This window comes from Brucella sp. NBRC 12953, assembly GCF_040369775.1.
In the GTDB taxonomy this organism is placed as follows: Bacteria; Pseudomonadota; Alphaproteobacteria; order Rhizobiales; family Rhizobiaceae; genus Brucella; species Brucella pseudogrignonensis.
Genome location: NZ_BAABSV010000004.1, coordinates 37,429 through 55,206, shown reverse-complemented (window position 1 = coordinate 55,206; position 17,778 = coordinate 37,429). Strand labels below are relative to the sequence as shown.

The following is a 17,778-nucleotide window of genomic DNA, read 5'->3' as shown; positions in this document are numbered from 1 at the left end:
TCATGGTAGCAAGCTGGCAATTCTGGGCATTGATGTCGGCAGTATTCGCTGCCTTGACGGCGATATTCGCGAAGGTCGGCATTCAGGGCATCAATTCAGATTTTGCCACGCTGGTTCGTACGCTGGTGATTATCGGCGCACTGTGTCTTTTTCTGACCGTGACAGGCCAATGGCAGAAGCCCGGCGAAATTTCCGCAAAGTCCTGGGTGTTTCTCGTGCTATCCGGTCTTGCGACCGGTGCGTCATGGCTTGCCTATTTTCGAGCGCTGCAAATTGGTGACGCGTCACGCGTCGCCCCTATCGATAAACTGTCGGTCGTTTTAGTCGCGCTTTTCGGCGCAGCCTTCCTTGGCGAACGTATGTCTACAATCAACTGGCTTGGAATTGCGCTGATCGGCTGTGGTGTTGTGCTGGTAGCGCTGAGGATTTAGAGCGCATCCCGAAAAGTGCGAAGCGGTTTTCGGATATAGATGCGCGTTGAAACAAATAACTAGAAACCTATCATCTGGCGAATAGGATTGCTCGGCTCCATCAGTAGCCGCACGGCAAGCGCGAGGCTCACTACAATCAGCAGGGGCTTGATGATGCGTGAGCCAATCTTCATGGCAAGGCTTGCACCGATCTGAGCGCCGATGAACTGTGCAATCCCCATACAGATGCCTAGTTTCCAGTTGATCGTGCCAACGAGCGCAAAAGTGGCAAAGCCGCCGATATTGGATGCGCAATTGAGCAGCTTGGTATGAGCGGTTGCTTTCAGTACGCCGTAGCCTGCCAGTGCGACGAATGCCAGCATGAAGAATGAGCCGGTTCCCGGGCCGAACAGCCCGTCGTAAAAGCCAATAAATGGAACCAGCGTGACGCCAAACAGGAAAGGTCCTATCCGGCGTGCGCGATCCACATCACCAAGGCTTGGTTTCACCGCAAAGTAAATGGCAATCGCGATCAGCAGAATTGGCAGCGCTGCCCGCATGATATCGACTGGCAGGACAGTTGCCAAAAGCGCACCAAAAACTGAACCGACCAGCGATGCAATGGCTTCGGGCCATTGTTCCTTGATGTTCACATGGCCTTTGCGCGCGTAGGCAATGGTTGCAGAGGAAGAGCCGAACAGGCCTTGCAACTTGTTTGTGCCAAGCGCTTCGACAGGTGGCACACCTGCCAGAAGCAATGCCGGGATCGTAATCATACCGCCTCCGCCTGCGATAGAATCGATAATGCCCGCAATGAAAGCGGCCATGGTCAGGAGGAGCGTCAATGTATCGAAAAATTCAAGCATGGAGGGGGTCCGGCAAAAGTTGATGCAACATAGAGCAGACAACCTGATTGCGCCAGACGCGTATCTCCTGCTTTTTCGGGCAAAGACGACGGCGGGAACTTGCTGGCGCTTGCGTTGTTTTTTTGTTCAGGCATCATTATTGATGCAGGTCAGGTTGGTAACAGGAGACGGTCATCCATGAGCGAAAGCATTTTCGAACGCATTACTGCGTTTCTCAGCAAAAAGAGTGCTGTGCAGCGTGTCGCCGAAGATCCGGCACTCGCTTCGGAACTGCTTCTTCTGCTTCATGTGGTTTTTGCCGACGGCGATCGTCATCCGGCAGAAATTGCAGCTTTCAGAGATATCGTTTCCGAGAATTTTGGTATTTCGGCGGAAGAGCTGCCGGAAGTTACCGAGTATCTTAAAGACTTCGGCTATGAGACCACCACCAAGCAGGCGGCTTCTATGCTGGCTGAAATGGCCCCTGAACGCCGTGCATCACTACTGCGCGATCTGATGCGCATTGCGCGTGCAGATAATCATGTTGATCAGTCCGAAACAGCGATGATCAAGCGCATTGCCGACATCCTTGGCGTTACAGCGGATGATTTGCGGCAGGCTCAGCAGCTGGCCCCGCAGTCGGCACCTCGTGCAGTCTAAGGAAAAATGGGCTGCGCTTGGGATGGGAAGTTCGTCAGGCGTAAGTCTCGAGGAACTCGTTTCATTGGCAGACAAGGTTTTGCTTAAAGCCGGTTTGAAGCGACCTTCTGTCATAGCAACAATTTCCACCAAGCAAGGTGATCCGGTCTGGGCCAAGTTTGCTCAACATTATGGTAGCGAGCTGCTCTTCTTTGATGCCGTGCGGCTTGAAGAAGAAACGCCAAACTTGAAGCATCCGTCGGACGTGGTTTTCGCTATGGTCGGATGCCATGGCGTTGCAGAATCTGCAGCGCTTGCTGCGGCCGGAGATGATGCAGAATTGCTGATCGGAAAAACGACCAGTGAATGTGCCACCGCAGCGATTGCGGTGACACGGAGCGTATGAATTACGCGATCTTCACTTTGCGACGTTGCACGATGTAGGTTGCAACAGTCGCAACGAGCAGCAGGGCAGCGGTTGCAACGATGACAGCCACATAGGCATTTTCGAATGCTTGCGATGCGAGGGTAGTCAGAGCATAAGCATCCGCTTCCGGCATCGATTGTGCAGCGAGAAGCGCTTCATCCAGGCTGTCGCGGACAACAGATGGAATGCTTGAGCCTGCAGGCAGGATAAGGCTGGCGGTATAGAATGCCGACAGGATACTTCCGAAGATCGTCACACCCAGCGCATTGCCAAGTTCAAACGAAACTTCCTCGACAGATGCCGCCATGCCAGCCTTTTCGGCCGGTGCATTGCCCATGATTGACGAGGATGCGCCGGTCATTGCACAGCCAACACCAAAACCGAGGACAGCAAGCCCTGCCAGATAGAAATGCGTCGAGAGCTTATAGGTCAGGATATAGATCACCACACCGAGAGCGGTGATGCCGAGCGACGCCCAGAGCACTTTGCCTGCGCCCAGGCGCGGTAACATCATGCCAGCCAGCGGTCCAGCTACAAAGGCCGCAAGCGGAATAGGCAAGATCATCAGACCAGCCTGCAAAGGCGTCATGCCTTCGATCAGCTGCATACGCTGGCTGAACACCAGTTCCATGCCAGTCATCGAACCGGACGCAACGAGAGCTGCAAAGACACCCGTTGAGAATAGTCTGTTATTAAACAGCGAGAAGTCGATGAGCGGCTCCTTGCTTGAAAACTGACGACGCACGAAAATGGTCGTTGCGATGAGGCCGAGAATCAAAGCGCTCGCAAAGACAGTCATCGATGCATCGCGCTTGGCAAGTTCCTTCACGGCATAGGTCAACGCGATCAGGCCGATCATAATCTGGATCGAGCCGACGAGATCCCATTTGCGCTTGGAGCCAAGGGGGCGGTTTTCAAGGTTGAAGGCTGAAAGTGCCATGGCCACCAGAACAACAGGCACGTTGATGAGGAACACCGAGCCCCACCAGAAATATTCGAGCAGTACACCGCCCGCGACAGGGCCGATGGCAGCGCCACCCGAAGCAATCGCCGCCCAGATGCCAATGGCAAGCGAGCGTTCTTTTTCATCGGTGAAGGTCAGTCGAATGATGGAAAGCGTAGCAGGCATCATCATCGCCGCGCCACAAGCGAGAAATGCGCGGGCTGCGATCAGCACTTCCGGGTTTGGCGAATAGGCTGCGCAAAGCGAAGCAAGGCCAAACACCACCAGGCCATTCATGAACATGCGCTTGTGGCCGAGCTTGTCACCCAGCGTGCCGAGGCCCGGCAGCAGGCCTGCCACCACCAGCGGGTAGATATTCATGATCCAGAGCTTTTCGGAAGCACTTGCCGCCAGATCATGGGTGAGGCGTGGCAGCGCTGTGTAAAGCACTGTCATATCCACAACGATCAGGAACAACGCGCTGGAAACAATTGCGAGAACGAGCCAGCGATTTTGCGGCAACATCGGACTATACCTTTTCAATACGAGCGTATTCAAACTTGTCAGGGTGGCTGACATAATATAAATCCGTCCGTATGGAAAGTAAGAAATTGCAGAAAACCGGCCGTCCGCGCTCAATCGACCGTGACCACGTCCTGGATATGGCCGAGAAGCTGGTTGCCGAAGGTGGTATCGTTGCGCTGACCATGGATGCGGTGGCACAGGCCTCCGGCGTTACCAAGGGCGGCGTGCAATATTGCTTTGGTAATAAAGACGGGCTGATGAAAGCTATGATCGAGCGGTGGGGCGACCGGTTCGACGATTTGGTGACAGCGCGCAAACAGCACAGACAAGATGCGATTTCGCACATTGCTGCCCATATAGCGGTGACGCGCGAAAGCGATGCTGAGGACGATTCACGATTTGCCGCCATGATGGCGAGCCTTATTCCCAACTCCCATTATCTCGATGAAACGCGGACCTGGTATCGCAAGCAGTGGGATGGACTTGATGTTTCGACACCTGCAGGCAGGCGCGCGCGACTTGCTTTCATTGCCAATGAGGGTGCATTTCTGCTCAGAAGCTTCAACTTCTTCGAGCTGACACCGGAAGAGTGGCAGTCGATCTTCAATGATATTCAAGGACTTTTGCCTGAAAGAGATTGACTCTTCTGCCACCTGAAAGGCATTCGAAACGCCTGAACAGAGGAAGAAAACGTGACAGTTCATTTCATTGGAGCCGGTCCCGGTGCCGCCGACCTCATCACCGTGCGTGGTTTGCGACTGATCGAAAGCTGTCAGGTCTGCATTTATGCAGGATCGCTGGTGCCAAAAGAAGTTGTTGCATCTGCACCCGATAGTGCGCTGCTGATTGATAGTTCCCCGCTGACACTTGATGAAATCATTGCGGCGATTGAGGCGGCTCATGCCAAAGGGCATGATGTTGCACGCGTGCATTCAGGCGATCCGTCGATTTATGGTGCGATGGCTGAACAGATGCGCAGGCTTGATGCGCTCGGCATCCCTTATGACGTGACGCCGGGTGTCCCGGCTTTTGTAGCAGCTGCAGCTGCAATGAAACAGGAACTGACAATTCCGGAAGTTAACCAGAGCATTATTCTGACGCGGACTTCGGTAAAATCATCTGCGATGCCGGAAGGTGAGGATCTCGCCACACTGGGCAAATCTGGTGCGACTTTGGTCATTCACCTGTCGATCCGGAACCTTGCGAAGATAGAAAAGGAGCTGACGCCACTATACGGTTCTGACTGTCCAGTGGTCGTTGCATACCGAATTGGGTGGTCAGATGAGCAAATTCTGCGCGGAAAACTGTCTGACATTGTGGCGAAAGTGGAGCTTTCTGGCGTCAAAAGAACGGCGATGGTGTTCGTTGGGCGTGGTCTTGATCCGAAGAGTTTCCGTGATTCAGCGCTTTATCATGAAGCGCATAGCCATGTTGCGCGCTCAAAATCTTAAAGCTGAACGCGCGAATCCAATTGCTTTATCCGCGGTGGCGACAACAGTTTTGGCTTCAACGGGTGGGCGTGCGATCATCAGTACAGGTAAGGCGAGATCGCGCGCTGCCTGGATTTTCGCATAGGATATACTGCCGCCAGAATTGCGGCTGACAATCAGGCCGATCTTTCGCCCGCTCAGGAATTGCTTCTCAGATTCATAGTTTCCGGGTTGTGCCAGAACGATTTCACAATCGTGCGGGAGGCTTACTTCTGGCGGGTCGATCATCCGCATGATGAAGTGAACATCGCTACGATCTGCAAAGGGTTTGATATGTTGGCGGCCCAGTGCGAGCAGAACACGCTCACCAGCGGGGATCAAGGTCGCAGCCTGCGCTTCGTTCTCGACCTCAATCCAGTTATCGCCGCTTTGTTTTTCCCATGCTGGACGTTCAAGCCGGAGTAGCGGAATATTTGCCATATCGGATGCCACGACAGCATTGTGTGAAATGCGCGTTGCATAGGGATGTGTCGCATCGATCAGAAGATTGATTTTCTCGGTTGTCAGATAAGCTGTCAGACCTTCTGCGCCGCCAAATCCGCCAATGCGCAGCTTGCCGCTGATTGGAGCAGGGTTGGCCGTTCGGCCTGCAAGCGAGGTGATAGCTTCGACGGGTAGGGCCTCCAGTGAGGAAGCAAGCTTTGATGCTTCAGCCGTGCCGCCAAGAATGAGTATTTTAGAGGCAGGCAAGGATATTGCCTTTGCGATCCGTCACAATGATTTCGACTTCAACAGGTGCGCCGCGCAGGGTTTCGAGCGCCACCTGCTTAGCTTTTTCAGCGATCGGTGTAGCCATGTCGATGTCAACGCTTTGAGTCATTTCAAGCACTTCCAGTGCAGTGTTCGCAAAAAGAATCCGGTCCTTCATGTCGCTTGGCGCGCCAGCCTTTTCAGCAATAGTCCAGAGGAAGCTTTTATCGACCTGTGAGCGCGCGGAATGAAGATCAAGTTCACCCTGAGCAAGTTTTGTCAGCTTGGCGAATCCGCCTGCAAGGGTAAGTTTATCGATGGGATGCGCTCGCAGATATTTGAGTACGCCACCGGCAAAATCACCCATGTCGAGAATTGCAAAATCCGGCAGATCATAAAGTGCTTGTGCTGCGTCTTCAGAGGTTGAGCCGGTCGCAGCGAGTACATGTTTTTGCTTTTCAGCACGCGCTACATCTATGCCGCGATGGATAGAATGGATCCATGCTGAACACGAAAATGGATGCACAACGCCTGTCGTACCCAAGATGGAAATACCGCCAACGATACCAAGGCGCGGGTTCCACGTTTTCTGCGCAATTTCTTCGCCGCCCGGAACGGAAATCGTAATCACCAGATCAGCAGGCAGACCATATTCCGCACATATCTGTTCGCAGATCTCTGTCATCATGCGGCGCGGAGTTGGATTGATTGCCGCTTCGCCCGGCTGAATTTGCAAGCCGGGTCGCGTTACGGTGCCTACGCCTTCGCCTGCCTGAAACACAATGCCTGTGCCGGGAGGGGCAGGGAAAACGGTCGAGATGATTGTTGCGCCGTGCGTGACATCCGGATCGTCACCCGCATCCTTGATGATACCCGCCATGGCATAGCCTTCACCCAGCCCTTCATATTCAAGCTGGAAATAGGGAACTTCACCTTTGGGGAGGATGATGCCGACCGGATCGGGGAATTCACCGGTAATAAGCGCAGTCAGCGCTGCCTTGGTGGCAGCTGTGGCACAGGCGCCCGTCGTCCAGCCGCGACGCAGTTCGGCTTTTTCTGGTAGTTTATTAGTAGGGGCGGTTTCATCGTTCATGGACGCCTTATAATGTATCTGATAGCTGTGCCGCTAGTGGATTGAATTTTACGTTTGTATTTCTGCTGAAATAGGCGTCGTAACAAACGTTAAATTCGAAAAATCCACTAGATAGAATTATGGTTGATGACGATGAATAAGCCTGAACATGCGCCGGAATGTATTGTTGCGAAGAGCAAAGTCAGCTTGCCCGCGATACAGCCCGGGCATGTCTGGCTTGTTGGTGCCGGTCCGGGTGATCCGGGCCTTCTCACATTGCACGCGGTGAACGCGCTGCGAGACGCGGATGTTATTGTCTATGATGCGCTGGTTGATGAAGCCTGTCTTTCACTCAAGCGCGATGACGCAATTGTTGAATACGCAGGCAAACGAGGCGGCAAGCCTTCACCAAAGCAGCGCGATATTTCGCTGCGACTGGTTGAGCTAGCTCAGGAAGGCAAGAAGGTTCTGCGCCTGAAAGGTGGTGATCCATTCGTCTTTGGGCGCGGAGCCGAGGAAGCGCTGACGCTTGTTGAACATGGCGTGCCGTTTCGCATTGTGCCAGGCATTACAGCGGGTATCGGCGGTCTTGCCTATGCAGGAATTGCGGCCACGCATCGCGATATCAACCAATCAGTTACATTCCTCACGGGCCACGATGCAACAGGGCTGATGCCAGATCGTATTAATTGGGAGGGCATTGCCCAGTCTTCTCCGGTTATTGTGATGTATATGGCGATGAAGCATATCGACCTCATTACAGAGCGTCTGATGACAGCAGGACGTTCGCCAGATGAACCGGTCGCATTTGTCTGCAATGCCAGCTTGCCTGAACAGGTGGTTCTGGAGACAACATTGTCACGCGCGGTTGCAGATGTTGAAGCATCGGGTCTCAAGCCGCCGGCAATCGTGGTTGTGGGAGAGGTTGTGAAGCTGCGTGCGGGGCTTGACTGGGCCGGTGCATCTCAGGGTCGAAAACTGACAAGCGATCCGCTTCATCTTAGCAGAGAGAAGAGCGCATGAAGGGTTTCATGATTGCAGCGCCGGCTTCCGGTTCAGGCAAAACCACTTTGACGCTTGGGCTGCTGCGCGCTCTAAAGCGGCGCGGCGAGGCGCTTGCACCCGCGAAAGCTGGCCCTGATTACATTGATCCTGCCTACCATAAGTCTGCGAGCGGTGTGGATTGCTTCAATCTTGATCCATGGGCCATGCGGCCAGAGCTTATCAGTGCCATTTCATCCCGCATGACTGAGGGCAACAAGCTGCTGGTTGTCGAAGGCATGATGGGGCTTTTCGACGGAGCGCTCGATGGAAAGGGTTCGTCAGCAGATTTGGCGCGAACTCTTGATCTGCCAGTGGTTCTGGTGGTCGATTGCGCCCGCCAATCCCATTCCATTGCTGCACTCATTTCGGGTTTCAGCCAGTTTCGCAAAGATGTGCTGATTGCCGGGGTCCTCCTCAACCGGGTTGGCAGCGGCAGACATGAGACCATGCTGCGCGAAGCGATCAAACCGCTCGGTATTGCCGTTCTGGGCCTAATTCCGCGAGATGAAGCGCTGGTTCTGCCTTCAAGGCATTTGGGTCTCGTTCAGGCCGGTGAACATGCCGATCTGGAGCGTTTCCTAGAGCACGCTGCGGATGTGGTTGATGCGCATATTGATTTAAGCGCATTAGAGCATATCTGGTCGCGGCCAAAGCATCATGAGGCTATGGCGAATGTTCCTCGCCTCACGCCGCTTGGAAACCGCATTGCAGTCGCGCGAGACGACGCCTTTGCCTTTGCCTATGCGCATCTGCTTGCAGGCTGGCGCAGGCGTGGTGCGGAGCTTTCATTCTTTTCACCGCTCGCTAATGAAACGCCCGATGAAAGCGCTGACGCCATTTATCTGCCGGGAGGCTATCCTGAGCTTCATGCCGGAAAATTAAGCCAAGCGAAGTGTTTCCTGCAGGGCATGAGGCGCGCTGCGGATCGTGGTGCGCGCATTTACGGCGAGTGTGGCGGCTATATGGTTCTGGGTGAGACGCTGGAAGATTCGTCATCGGTTAAGCACGCTATGCTTGGGCTGCTTCCGCTTGAAACAAGCTTTGCCAAACGCAAAATGCACCTTGGTTATCGCAAACTGGAACCTTTGTCGGGTTCGCCATGGCCATTGCCGCTTTCGGCTCATGAGTTTCACTATGCCAGTATTGTGCTTGAAGGTAAGGCCGAACGGCTGTTCCGCGTCCGCGATGCGTTGGGTGAAGAGTTGGGAGAGGCGGGACTTCGCGTTGGTTCAGTTGCTGGCTCCTTCATGCATGTGATTGATTTTTCCGGAGAGAATGCCTGAACATGACTATTGAGCATGGCGGAGCGCTGGATAAGGCCATTGCCCGTTTTGGCGGCAAGGCCGAAAACTGGCTTGATCTTTCAACGGGTATCAATCCCGAACATTTTCCGCTGCCAGAATTGACTGCACCCTTGTGGAACCGCTTGCCCGATGAGGGACTATTATTGCGGGTCCTGACTGCGGCGCGTTCCTATTACGAAGCAGGTCAGAACGCGCCAATCGTTGCCAGTCCGGGAACGCAGGCGCTTATTCAGCTGATTCCGACATTGCTTGAACCTGCGACGGTCGCCATTTTAGGCCCGACCTATCAGGAACATGCGGCAGCTTTTGAAGCGGCAAACTGGAATGTGATCGAATGTGCGACGCTCGACGACATCCCAGAGGATGCGCTGGTGGTCACAATCGTCAATCCGAACAACCCGGATGGCCGGACTATTGCGCGGCCTGATTTGCTGGGGCTTGCGCGAAAGTTGGGCGAGCGGGGTGGTTTTCTGGTTGTGGATGAGGCTTTTGCCGATCCGCATCCGGAGGTGAGCATTGCAAGACATGCTGCGAACGCGCCGCTGGTCGTGTTGAAATCCTTCGGTAAGTTCTTTGGCCTTGCAGGTGTCCGGCTTGGGTTCCTGCTTGCGAATGATGAGCTTGTGAAGCGCGTTGCAGACAGGCTCGGTCCATGGGCTGTGGCGGGACCAACGCTTGCGATTGCACTCCATGCTTTCGAAAGTGGTGTTGAACTTGAGGCCTTTCACGGACGCATTGATACAAGACGGGCAGAACTTGCCGCGACGCTCGCACATTGTCAGCTCTTGGAAGTAGGTGGCACAGCTCTGTTTTCGCTCGTTGAACATGAAAATGCTCGTGCAATTTACGATGCACTTTGTGAGCGGCATATTCTTGTCCGAAAGTTTGCCTATGCACCAAGCTGGCTGCGCATCGGACTCGCGCCTGATCAGGCGGGCCTTATGCGATTTGAACATGCATTGCGGGATATTCTCCGCTTGAAAAAGTGATTCAGGAAAGCGCATCAAGTCCATGGAAATAAAGCTGATTATTCTTGCTTTAGCGCTTGTTCTGGACCGGGTGGTGGGTGATCCGCCACAGCTCTGGCAGAAAGTTCCGCATCCGGTGGTTCTGTTTGGCAAGGCAATCAGCTGGGGTGAAAAACGTCTCAACGATCACAGTCTTTCCGTCAATGCACTGCGCAGCAATGGCATGTGGCTGATAATCGGACTGGTAATTTCATGTGTTGTGGTGGGGTTGGTGCTAGACTATTTGCTGCCTTATCTGGGGACAGCGGGCGCGCTGGTTGAAATCACCATCGTCGCAGTGTTTCTGGCTCAGAAAAGTCTTGCCGATCATGTGCGGGCGGTGGCCTCTGGGTTGCGTGAAGACGGTATTGAAGGTGGTCGCAAAGCGGTTTCGATGATTGTCGGACGTAACCCGGATCAGCTCGATGAAGGCGGTATCAGTCGCGCAGCGATCGAAAGCCTTTCCGAGAATGCGTCGGATGGCATTGTTGCTCCTGCTTTCTGGTTTCTCGTCGGCGGATTGCCGGGGCTGTTTGCGTATAAACTCATCAACACGGCAGACTCGATGATCGGGCATCTCAATGACCGCTATCGTCATTTCGGGCGCTTCGCTGCCCGTCTTGATGATGTTGCAAACTATATTCCAGCACGATTGACTGGTTTGCTGACTGCAATAGCTGCTGCGTTTACGGTTGATAAAAAAGCCGGGAAAAGAACACTATCCGTCATGTGGCGCGATGCGCGGCTGCACCGTTCGCCCAATGCTGGATGGCCGGAATCGGCCTTTGCAGGTGCGCTTGAGCTGGCACTTGCCGGACCGCGCCAATATGGATCGGAAAAGGTCGAAGCACCGCTGTTTTATGGTGAAGGTAAGCGGGAAGCTGATGCAGACGATATCGATGCTGCGCTTTCGCTTTTCTGGTCGAGTATGAGCGTTATGACCGGGGTTATTATCGCTGCTAGCCTGATCGGGCTTATCAGTCGGCTGTTATAAAATGCGTTCCATCATAGCGCTGCAGACGATTTGGATTGTCGCTGCGCATACCGTTACCATCGAATTTGATTGTGCCAAGCGCGGTTTCAAATGAGCTGTCGCGCAAGATATCAATAAGCGGCTGCTTTTGTTCCCCAGCTTTGCTGATCGCGGAAGTCGCGAGTTCAATGCTAGCAAAACCGGTGACGGAATAAGCTTCCGGCAGTTTGCCTGCCTGACTGATGGCATCGACCGCCGTTTTTGCTGTCGAAAGATCCTGCGGCTTCAAAGGTGCAATCATCAGGGTTTCAGTGCTCAGTGGTTGAGCGCCCGGCGCTGCATTGAGGACGCTGCCGCCCGCGATCACCAGCGGATATTTAAGTGCCACGGCACTTGTGCCAATAGCTGCAATGTCGTCGCGTTCCCCACCGACATAAACATGCGTTGCTCCTGCACGACGCAGGCGCGCAACAAGCGCGTTTTGGTTTTCGAGGCCGGGGCGATATGTATCCGTGAAAACTGGCTGAAGCTGCTGGTCCTTCAGGTGAGCCAAAACCTGTCCAGCACGTTCGCGACCTTCAATCGTACCATCGTCTATGACCGCGAAGGGCTGGGAGCGCCATAGGCTTGCCAGAAAGCTACCCGTAGCACGCGTTTCCTTGTCCAGCCCCGTCGTAATGCGGTAAACCGGAAAAGGCGTTGCTGCACGCTTTTCTGTAAGGGTTTGTTCGCTGACGCCAGAGGCAATGACAGGGATGTTGCGCTGGCTCAAAACGGGAAGTGCTGCTTCCAACGCTTCCGAACAGAGAAAGCCGGTTACGATCTGTACGTTTTCTTTGATAAAGGTTTCTGCAGCGGCTTTGCCACCTTCTGCATCACAGCGATCATCTGCAACGACGAGCTGCGCGTTTTTCGCACTGGCTGCCACGCGGGCGCCTTCGATCAGCTGGTTTCCAAGCGGGGCAAAGCCGCCACTCAAAGGCACTGCCATTCCAATGCGAATTTCAGTCGCATTTTCCTGCGCTGATGCTGGAAGGCAAAGCATTGTGAAAGCCGATAGCGCTATGGCGAAGAGTTTCGTCCCGTTGAGAACGCGCAATTCCGGGCGGAAAACCGCTTCATGTCTTTCCGGCAATTGCTCTGGCTTGATCACGCGATTTATCTTCTTCAAACATTTCATGGCTAATTGAACGAAAAGTGGGTAGCGGTTTCCTCGCCTTTGTGCAATGCCCGTATATGTATACAGGCAATCAGATATTGATTTCAGGAAGCCTGGCAGACAATACGGATGCTTGCTGACGTGCAAACGGATAAAAACACTACCTCAAATACTGTATCGCTCGAGCCGAAGACTTACCGCGATGCGATGAGTCATTATGCAGGTGCGGTGCAGGTTGTTACCACTGCAGGTGCTGCCGGAAGGCGCGGACTTACTTTAACTGCGGCCTGTTCAGTTTCGGATAACCCGCCAACTCTGCTGATATGCCTGCAGAAAATGCACGAAGAGAACCTGCTTTTCATCAAGAACGGCGTGTTTGCGGTTAATACGCTGGCAGGCTCACATCAGCAGCTTGCCGATGCGTTTTCAGGGCGCATAGGGCTTACGCAAGACGAGCGTTTCGAGCTGGCACAATGGGACATAATCGATACGGGTGCACCTGTACTCAAAGGCGCGCTGGCAGCTTTTGATTGTCGTGTGACAAGTGTGCAGGAGCATTCCACGCATCATGTACTGTTTGGCGAGGTCGTTGGCTTGCGTTCGAATGCAGACGAAGAAGCGCTGATTTATCTCAATCGTCGCTATCATACGCTGGAACTCTGAAATTGTTTGAGGGAGAGAGAATGAACAAGCGGGCTGGATTATTGGTGGGTTTGTTGCTGTTGACTGCAACATCCGCTTTTGCCCAAGGATCGCTCCCCCCGTTCAAGGATGACTATTTCGCCTATCCGGGCGTGCTAAGCAGCGCCGATAATGGCGACTATAAAGTCATCGATTACAACGAAATGCGCGATATCAATGGTCGCGATTCCGTGCCTGAAAAGCGCGTTAAAGACGCTTATGTTTCGCTAAAAGCGCGTGCATATCAGAAAGATGTCGTCTTCCAGACGGCGGCAGGGCCGGTAAAGGCCATGGCTGCTGGAAAGCAGAGCGGTGCGTCGTTTATCGTCATTTATCTGCACGGGCGCGGCGGTAATCGTCTGCAAGGCATGAATGATTTTACATTTGGCGGCAATTTCAACCGCTTGAAGAACCTTGCGGCGACCAATGGCGGACTTTATCTGACGCCGGACTTCAAGGATTTTGCGGCAACGGGCGAAGCGCAAGTTGCAGGGCTCATCGAAGCGGCGAAAGCGACTTCACCATCTGCACCACTTATACTGGCTTGTGGGTCGCAGGGTGGGGCGCTTTGCTGGCGTATCGCATCGAATGATAATGCGGGCAATCAGCTCTCCGGCCTGATACTTTTAGGTTCACTGTGGGATGAGGGCTTTTTCAAATCGCCGGCTTTCAAAAAGCGTGTGCCGGTGTTTTTCGGCCATGGCAGTCGCGATCCGGTTTTCGCAATCGATAAGCAGGAAGGCTTCTATCGAGAAATCCGCAAGCGCTCGCCCGGTTATCCCGTTCAGTTCCGTCGTTTTGAAAGCGGCAATCATGGAACGCCGATCAGAATGAGCGACTGGCGCGAGATGTTGAACTGGATATTCACGAAACAATGATGACGTCGTTGGGGATGCTCAACGAAAAACCGGCATTGTGGCCTTCCTGCCACTCGACAATCTGTCAAAAGCGAATAGTTATCTCAGTTAAAATTTTACCTAATCAGCAGATCGTAAGAGGTTGATCATGTACGGACGCACCCGCAACGGAGCCCGTTTGTTTGTTATTGCCATGCTGGCTCCTTTGGCTGCCGCTTGTACAACAACTACGCAGAATGCGACGGTTCCAGGCAAGTCTGAAGCGCCAGTAACAGCTTCGACTGTTTCGCTGCCACGTTTCATTCCAACGTCGACGGTCGATTCATCTTTGGCACAGCCTTGCATCACTGCTGCTGCCAATAAGTATTTCTTGCCTGAACGCGTGATCAGCGCAGTTAATTCGCGTCCGGGCGCCGGTGGTGGTACGGATGTTGACCTGAAGGTCGACCTGCGCACTGCAGTTTGTCAGGTTTCTGCAAATGGCTCGGTTCGTTCGGTTGTCGATACGTCGCCAAAGAGCGCGGATCAGGTAGCAGCTGAAGCTGCTGCTGCTCAGACTGCGTCGGCTGCACCAGCGCCGAAAAAGTCGAAGAAGAAGTGATTCAATAAAACTTCATAACTTACTAAAAAGGCAGGGATTTCCCTGCCTTTTTGTTTTTCATTTGTCCGGCTTTTCGCTATACCAGCGCGGCGTGTAAACCCACTCTCCACCTTCCGCGCGTGGAAAGCGGGCAGTGTGCGATGAGCCGACAATCACCACAGTGCGCATGTCGACATCGTCAGGTGTGAGTTGCCCGAGCGAAACAACGCGAGTTGTTTCCGCAGGCCTGCCAATATCGCGACCAAGCACGACTGGCGTTTCAGCATCGCGATACTGCCGGAGGATTTCCAGCGCTCGACCAAGCTGATGCGGGCGGGCTTTGGAAATCGGATTATAGAAAGCCATGGCGAGATCGGCTTGAGCTGCCAGTGCGAGACGCTTCTCAATCACATCCCAGGGCTTGAGATTGTCCGAAAGCGAGATGATGCAGAAATCGTGCCCAAGCGGCGCACCGATGCGGGACGCTGCTGCCATCGCCGCCGAAATGCCGGGCTGGATAACCAGTTCAACGCCGTGCCAAGCAACATCAGATGATTCATGCAGTGCCTCAACAACCGCTGCAGCCATTGCAAATACGCCCGGATCGCCGGAAGACACCATCACGACGTCACGGCCTGAAGCTGCAAGTTCAAACGCATGGCGTGCGCGCTGCATTTCTTCGCGATTGTCGGTCATGTGAATTATCTGATCGTCGCGGAAGGGTCCTGCCATGCGAACATAGGTTTCATAGCCGAGTACGTCTTCGGCCTGTTCGAGATCACGCTGCACTGCTGGGGTCATTAGATCACGGGTACCGGGGCCAAGCCCAATAACCGTGAGCTTACCGCGCTTGCAACCAATAAAAAGAACATCGGCAGGTGCTGCCGCAACAGCCAGCGTCAGGTTTTCAGTCGCTATGTGTTGAACAGGGTTTTCGACCGAGGCGGCTGTAAGATCGGCATCACCTGCAACAAAGCGCAATGGTGCTTCCAATACTTTTGCTGCCCGATGGATATGCGGTGATGCACAATCTTTCTCGTGAGCCAAAAGCAAAGCAAGTGAGTCTATAGACAGGCCGGCATCGTCAAAGGCTTTCCCGATGAGGCTTGCCAGTTCTTCGGTCGGCTTTTCGATAGCGATGGCAATTGTTCGCGGATGATAGATCAGCTCATTTGCCCGTGGCGTGCGACTTTCGGGCGTGATGCTGATTGTGAGCTGTCCATCGTCGGCAAATGGCAGCTTTGATGCGGTGAGCCAGCGAGAATTGCCTTTGATTTGTAGTGTTTGACCTGCAAGGAGGTCGGACATGAACGTCTTGGCGTTGTCCTGATTGGCGAGTGTCAGTTCCGCCGGAGGATGAAGAAGGTTGATGCCAAAGCGCAACTCACCAGTCGTGGTGATCGCGGGCGCGACTTCCAATGCATGAGCGATTGTTCGCGCCAGATCGTTGACACCCGATAGACCGCCAAGCAATGGCACGACCGCACTGCCATCTTCAGCAACGGCCAGAACTGGTGGTTCGATGCGCTTGTTTTGCAGAAGGGGTGCAAGGGCGCGGATGATGATGCCTGAAGCGCACAAGGCGATCACAGGTCGGCCTTCTTCATAAAGTGCGCGGATTATTTCGCCAAAATGAGCAAAGCTTTTGTCGGCGCTTTGAACTCGGTATTCCAGTCCCAGCACTTCCGCATTTCCAAGTGCTGATTGCACTTTCCGCGCCGTGGAAATTGCAGCTTCACTCAAGATCAGAATTGCAGGCTTCATGCGCCGTTCCATTTTCTGCCCGGAACGAGAATGATCGAGAAATAAGGGCAATCGCTACCACTTACCTCGGTCAATGGCGCAATACGCTGGTTTTGCATGGTTGCACGCTCGATATAGAGCGCACGATCCATCAGCCCAAGCTCGTTCAGCACATCGCGCACCTTGTCGAGATTTTTCCCGAGTTTCATGATGGCTGCGGCCTCAGTATCAACGAGACGTGCTTTGAGTTCTTCTGCGCTCATGACGCCCGAAAGGATCGACAGGGTCTGGTTGCGGTAGACCAAGGGGGCGCCGAGCACGGCAGCAGCGCCCAGAACAGAGCAAACGCCAGGCACGACTTCCGTTTCATATTTTTCGGCCAGTCGGTCATGGATATACATGAACGAGCCATAGAAGAACGGATCACCTTCCGCGATCACGGCCACGTCGCGGCCCGCATCGAGATAGCTGGCAATCGTTGTTGTGATCTCGGCATAGAAATCGCTGACGATTTGCTCATAATCCATGTGATCGGGCAGTTTTTCCGTTGTTACCGGATAGATGAGCGGAACCAAAGTCTGTTCTGAAGACAGATAGGTTTCGACGATCGTCAGTGCGTTGCCCTTTTTGCCCCTGGCTGCGTGGTAGGCGACCACAGGAGCGGATTTGAGCAATCGCAGCGCTTTGAGTGTGATGAGTTCGGGGTCGCCGGGGCCGACACCCAGACCATAGAGCTTGCCTTTGAGGGCCATTATTCGCGCTCCGAAGCAAGTGCATTGACGGCAGCAGCAGTCATAGCGCTACCGCCACGACGTCCGCGCACGATCACAAAAGGGACGCCACGGCTGTTCTCAGCCAGCTCGTCCTTGGATTCGGCAGCACCGACGAAGCCGACCGGCATACCAATGATAAGGGCAGGTTTGGGCGCGCCATTGTCAAGCATTTCAAACAGGCGGAAGAGGGCGGTTGGCGCGTTGCCGATAGCAACGATGCTGCCTTCAAGGTGTGGAAGCCAAAGGTCGAGGGCTGCGGCAGAGCGTGTATTGCCGATCTTTTTCGCCAAATCCGGAACCGATGGATCGTTCAGTGTGCAGATAACATTATTATTGGCTGGCAGTCGCGAACGGGTAATGCCTTCTGCAACCATGCGCGCATCGCAGAGGATTGGTGCTCCTTTGAGCAAAGCATCACGTCCGGCCTGTCCTGCGCCATCTGAGAAGACGATGTCTTCAACGATATCGACCATGCCAGATGCGTGAGCCACGCGCACGGCGAGCTTTTCGAGATCCGCAGGTATGCGGCTCAGATCGGCTTCGGCGCGGATGATGGCGAAGGAGCGGTCATAAATGGCCTGCCCGTCGCGGATGTAATCTGTCATGGCGTCCGCTT

The 17,778-nt window shown here is 54.0% G+C and carries 20 protein-coding genes; 12 read left to right on the top strand and 8 right to left on the bottom strand.

Going from position 1 to position 17,778, the window contains the following annotated elements; translation table 11 throughout:
* The first annotated feature begins 2 nt into the window (after window positions 1-2).
* Window positions 3-431 carry an EamA family transporter gene (locus ABWV94_RS10590; RefSeq protein WP_113498069.1) on the top strand — a complete coding sequence of 143 codons (429 nt, stop codon included), beginning with the start codon at window positions 3-5 and terminating at the stop codon, window positions 429-431.
* 59 nt (window positions 432-490) lie between these two features.
* Here the strand turns inward: ABWV94_RS10590 and ABWV94_RS10585 are convergent, their stop codons facing one another.
* A complete protein-coding gene (locus ABWV94_RS10585; protein WP_113498071.1) occupies window positions 491-1,276 on the bottom strand; it encodes a TSUP family transporter in 786 nt (261 codons plus the stop codon).
* A 177-nt stretch (window positions 1,277-1,453) separates the two neighbouring features.
* Between ABWV94_RS10585 and ABWV94_RS10580 the strand changes: the two genes are divergently transcribed.
* Together ABWV94_RS10580 and ABWV94_RS10575 are read left to right on the top strand one after the other, a co-directional pair.
* A complete protein-coding gene (locus ABWV94_RS10580) occupies window positions 1,454-1,915 on the top strand; it encodes a tellurite resistance TerB family protein (RefSeq protein ID WP_007875568.1) in 462 nt (153 codons plus the stop codon).
* A 22-nt stretch (window positions 1,916-1,937) separates the two neighbouring features.
* Window positions 1,938-2,300, top strand: coding sequence for a cobalamin biosynthesis protein (locus ABWV94_RS10575; protein ID WP_113498075.1), 363 nt, complete (start codon window positions 1,938-1,940; stop codon window positions 2,298-2,300).
* A gap of 1 nt (window position 2,301) precedes the next feature.
* Here the strand turns inward: ABWV94_RS10575 and ABWV94_RS10570 are convergent, their stop codons facing one another.
* Window positions 2,302-3,789 (bottom strand): MFS transporter, encoded by a 1,488-nt coding sequence (locus ABWV94_RS10570; RefSeq protein ID WP_079212018.1) that lies wholly within the window; start codon window positions 3,787-3,789, stop codon window positions 2,302-2,304.
* An 86-nt stretch (window positions 3,790-3,875) separates the two neighbouring features.
* On the opposite strand from ABWV94_RS10570, the gene ABWV94_RS10565 reads away from it, so the two are divergent.
* Together ABWV94_RS10565 and cobM are read left to right on the top strand one after the other, a co-directional pair.
* Complete coding sequence (locus tag ABWV94_RS10565; RefSeq protein WP_247645058.1) at window positions 3,876-4,430, top strand: TetR/AcrR family transcriptional regulator; 555 nt, start codon at window positions 3,876-3,878, stop codon at window positions 4,428-4,430.
* Between the two features lie 51 nt (window positions 4,431-4,481).
* Entirely contained in the window at window positions 4,482-5,240 is a 759-nt protein-coding gene (gene cobM, locus ABWV94_RS10560) for a precorrin-4 C(11)-methyltransferase (protein WP_113498077.1), read from the top strand.
* On the opposite strand, the gene ABWV94_RS10555 is transcribed toward cobM, so the two are convergent.
* Together ABWV94_RS10555 and ABWV94_RS10550 are read right to left on the bottom strand one after the other, a co-directional pair.
* On the bottom strand, window positions 5,229-5,969 hold the full coding sequence (locus ABWV94_RS10555; RefSeq protein WP_079212015.1) for a cobalt-precorrin-6A reductase: 741 nt from the start codon (window positions 5,967-5,969) through the stop codon (window positions 5,229-5,231). The two genes, cobM and ABWV94_RS10555, sit on opposite strands and share 12 nt — an antisense overlap.
* Window positions 5,956-7,062 (bottom strand): cobalt-precorrin-5B (C(1))-methyltransferase, encoded by a 1,107-nt coding sequence (locus ABWV94_RS10550; RefSeq protein ID WP_007875560.1) that lies wholly within the window; start codon window positions 7,060-7,062, stop codon window positions 5,956-5,958. Before ABWV94_RS10550 ends, ABWV94_RS10555 begins: the two co-directional genes overlap by 14 nt.
* Before the next feature lie 132 nt (window positions 7,063-7,194).
* Here ABWV94_RS10550 and cobA point away from each other — a divergent pair, with 132 nt between their 5' ends.
* From cobA to cbiB, 4 genes are read left to right on the top strand one after another with little or no spacing between them, the layout of a single operon-like run.
* The gene (gene cobA / locus ABWV94_RS10545; protein WP_039859870.1) at window positions 7,195-8,064 is read left to right on the top strand and encodes a uroporphyrinogen-III C-methyltransferase; all 870 of its coding nucleotides are present in this window, start codon (window positions 7,195-7,197) and stop codon (window positions 8,062-8,064) included.
* On the top strand, window positions 8,061-9,368 hold the full coding sequence (locus ABWV94_RS10540) for a cobyrinic acid a,c-diamide synthase CobB (protein WP_113498079.1): 1,308 nt from the start codon (window positions 8,061-8,063) through the stop codon (window positions 9,366-9,368). Before cobA ends, ABWV94_RS10540 begins: the two co-directional genes overlap by 4 nt.
* Complete coding sequence (gene cobD, locus ABWV94_RS10535) at window positions 9,365-10,378, top strand: threonine-phosphate decarboxylase CobD (RefSeq protein ID WP_079212014.1); 1,014 nt, start codon at window positions 9,365-9,367, stop codon at window positions 10,376-10,378. The genes ABWV94_RS10540 and cobD overlap by 4 nt, the downstream gene beginning before the upstream one ends.
* Before the next feature lie 22 nt (window positions 10,379-10,400).
* Entirely contained in the window at window positions 10,401-11,390 is a 990-nt protein-coding gene (cbiB, locus tag ABWV94_RS10530; protein ID WP_079212013.1) for an adenosylcobinamide-phosphate synthase CbiB, read from the top strand.
* On the opposite strand, the gene ABWV94_RS10525 is transcribed toward cbiB, so the two are convergent.
* Complete coding sequence (locus tag ABWV94_RS10525; protein ID WP_407932751.1) at window positions 11,374-12,549, bottom strand: branched-chain amino acid ABC transporter substrate-binding protein; 1,176 nt, start codon at window positions 12,547-12,549, stop codon at window positions 11,374-11,376. The two genes, cbiB and ABWV94_RS10525, sit on opposite strands and share 17 nt — an antisense overlap.
* A gap of 108 nt (window positions 12,550-12,657) precedes the next feature.
* On the opposite strand from ABWV94_RS10525, the gene ABWV94_RS10520 reads away from it, so the two are divergent.
* The 3 genes from ABWV94_RS10520 (at window position 12,658) to ABWV94_RS10510 (ending at window position 14,667) form a co-directional block, all read left to right on the top strand.
* Window positions 12,658-13,191 carry a flavin reductase gene (locus tag ABWV94_RS10520; RefSeq protein ID WP_064320752.1) on the top strand — a complete coding sequence of 178 codons (534 nt, stop codon included), beginning with the start codon at window positions 12,658-12,660 and terminating at the stop codon, window positions 13,189-13,191.
* Window positions 13,192-13,211: 20 nt separating this feature from the next.
* Entirely contained in the window at window positions 13,212-14,087 is an 876-nt protein-coding gene (locus ABWV94_RS10515; protein ID WP_113498081.1) for an alpha/beta hydrolase, read from the top strand.
* Window positions 14,088-14,214: 127 nt separating this feature from the next.
* Window positions 14,215-14,667: a hypothetical protein gene (locus tag ABWV94_RS10510; RefSeq protein WP_113498083.1), complete on the top strand. Its 453-nt coding sequence runs from the start codon at window positions 14,215-14,217 to the stop codon at window positions 14,665-14,667.
* Between the two features lie 57 nt (window positions 14,668-14,724).
* On the opposite strand, the gene cobJ is transcribed toward ABWV94_RS10510, so the two are convergent.
* The 3 genes from cobJ to ABWV94_RS10495 are packed head-to-tail and all read right to left on the bottom strand — an operon-like array spanning window position 14,725 to window position 17,767.
* Entirely contained in the window at window positions 14,725-16,410 is a 1,686-nt protein-coding gene (gene cobJ, locus ABWV94_RS10505) for a precorrin-3B C(17)-methyltransferase (protein WP_353413577.1), read from the bottom strand.
* Complete coding sequence (locus ABWV94_RS10500; RefSeq protein ID WP_113498087.1) at window positions 16,407-17,141, bottom strand: precorrin-2 C(20)-methyltransferase; 735 nt, start codon at window positions 17,139-17,141, stop codon at window positions 16,407-16,409. Before ABWV94_RS10500 ends, cobJ begins: the two co-directional genes overlap by 4 nt.
* Window positions 17,141-17,767 carry a precorrin-8X methylmutase gene (locus ABWV94_RS10495; RefSeq protein WP_007875539.1) on the bottom strand — a complete coding sequence of 209 codons (627 nt, stop codon included), beginning with the start codon at window positions 17,765-17,767 and terminating at the stop codon, window positions 17,141-17,143. The genes ABWV94_RS10500 and ABWV94_RS10495 overlap by 1 nt, the downstream gene beginning before the upstream one ends.
* Window positions 17,768-17,778: the final 11 nt, after the last annotated feature.

What these genes read in the sequence shown, in the direction of transcription:
- ABWV94_RS10590 (WP_113498069.1), top strand. Translation starts at nt 3, where the DNA reads ATGGTAGCAAGCTGGCAATTCTGGGCATTGATGTCGGCAGTATTCGCT.
- ABWV94_RS10585 (WP_113498071.1), bottom strand. Translation starts at nt 1,276, where the DNA reads ATGCTTGAATTTTTCGATACATTGACGCTCCTCCTGACCATGGCCGCT.
- ABWV94_RS10580 (WP_007875568.1), top strand. Translation starts at nt 1,454, where the DNA reads ATGAGCGAAAGCATTTTCGAACGCATTACTGCGTTTCTCAGCAAAAAG.
- ABWV94_RS10575 (WP_113498075.1), top strand. Translation starts at nt 1,938, where the DNA reads ATGGGAAGTTCGTCAGGCGTAAGTCTCGAGGAACTCGTTTCATTGGCA.
- ABWV94_RS10570 (WP_079212018.1), bottom strand. Translation starts at nt 3,789, where the DNA reads ATGTTGCCGCAAAATCGCTGGCTCGTTCTCGCAATTGTTTCCAGCGCG.
- ABWV94_RS10550 (WP_007875560.1), bottom strand. Translation starts at nt 7,062, where the DNA reads ATGAACGATGAAACCGCCCCTACTAATAAACTACCAGAAAAAGCCGAA.
- cobA (WP_039859870.1), top strand. Translation starts at nt 7,195, where the DNA reads ATGAATAAGCCTGAACATGCGCCGGAATGTATTGTTGCGAAGAGCAAA.
- ABWV94_RS10540 (WP_113498079.1), top strand. Translation starts at nt 8,061, where the DNA reads ATGAAGGGTTTCATGATTGCAGCGCCGGCTTCCGGTTCAGGCAAAACC.
- cbiB (WP_079212013.1), top strand. Translation starts at nt 10,401, where the DNA reads ATGGAAATAAAGCTGATTATTCTTGCTTTAGCGCTTGTTCTGGACCGG.
- ABWV94_RS10525 (WP_407932751.1), bottom strand. Translation starts at nt 12,549, where the DNA reads ATGAAATGTTTGAAGAAGATAAATCGCGTGATCAAGCCAGAGCAATTG.
- ABWV94_RS10520 (WP_064320752.1), top strand. Translation starts at nt 12,658, where the DNA reads ATGCTTGCTGACGTGCAAACGGATAAAAACACTACCTCAAATACTGTA.
- ABWV94_RS10515 (WP_113498081.1), top strand. Translation starts at nt 13,212, where the DNA reads ATGAACAAGCGGGCTGGATTATTGGTGGGTTTGTTGCTGTTGACTGCA.
- ABWV94_RS10510 (WP_113498083.1), top strand. Translation starts at nt 14,215, where the DNA reads ATGTACGGACGCACCCGCAACGGAGCCCGTTTGTTTGTTATTGCCATG.
- cobJ (WP_353413577.1), bottom strand. Translation starts at nt 16,410, where the DNA reads ATGAAGCCTGCAATTCTGATCTTGAGTGAAGCTGCAATTTCCACGGCG.
- ABWV94_RS10500 (WP_113498087.1), bottom strand. Translation starts at nt 17,141, where the DNA reads ATGGCCCTCAAAGGCAAGCTCTATGGTCTGGGTGTCGGCCCCGGCGAC.
- ABWV94_RS10495 (WP_007875539.1), bottom strand. Translation starts at nt 17,767, where the DNA reads ATGACAGATTACATCCGCGACGGGCAGGCCATTTATGACCGCTCCTTC.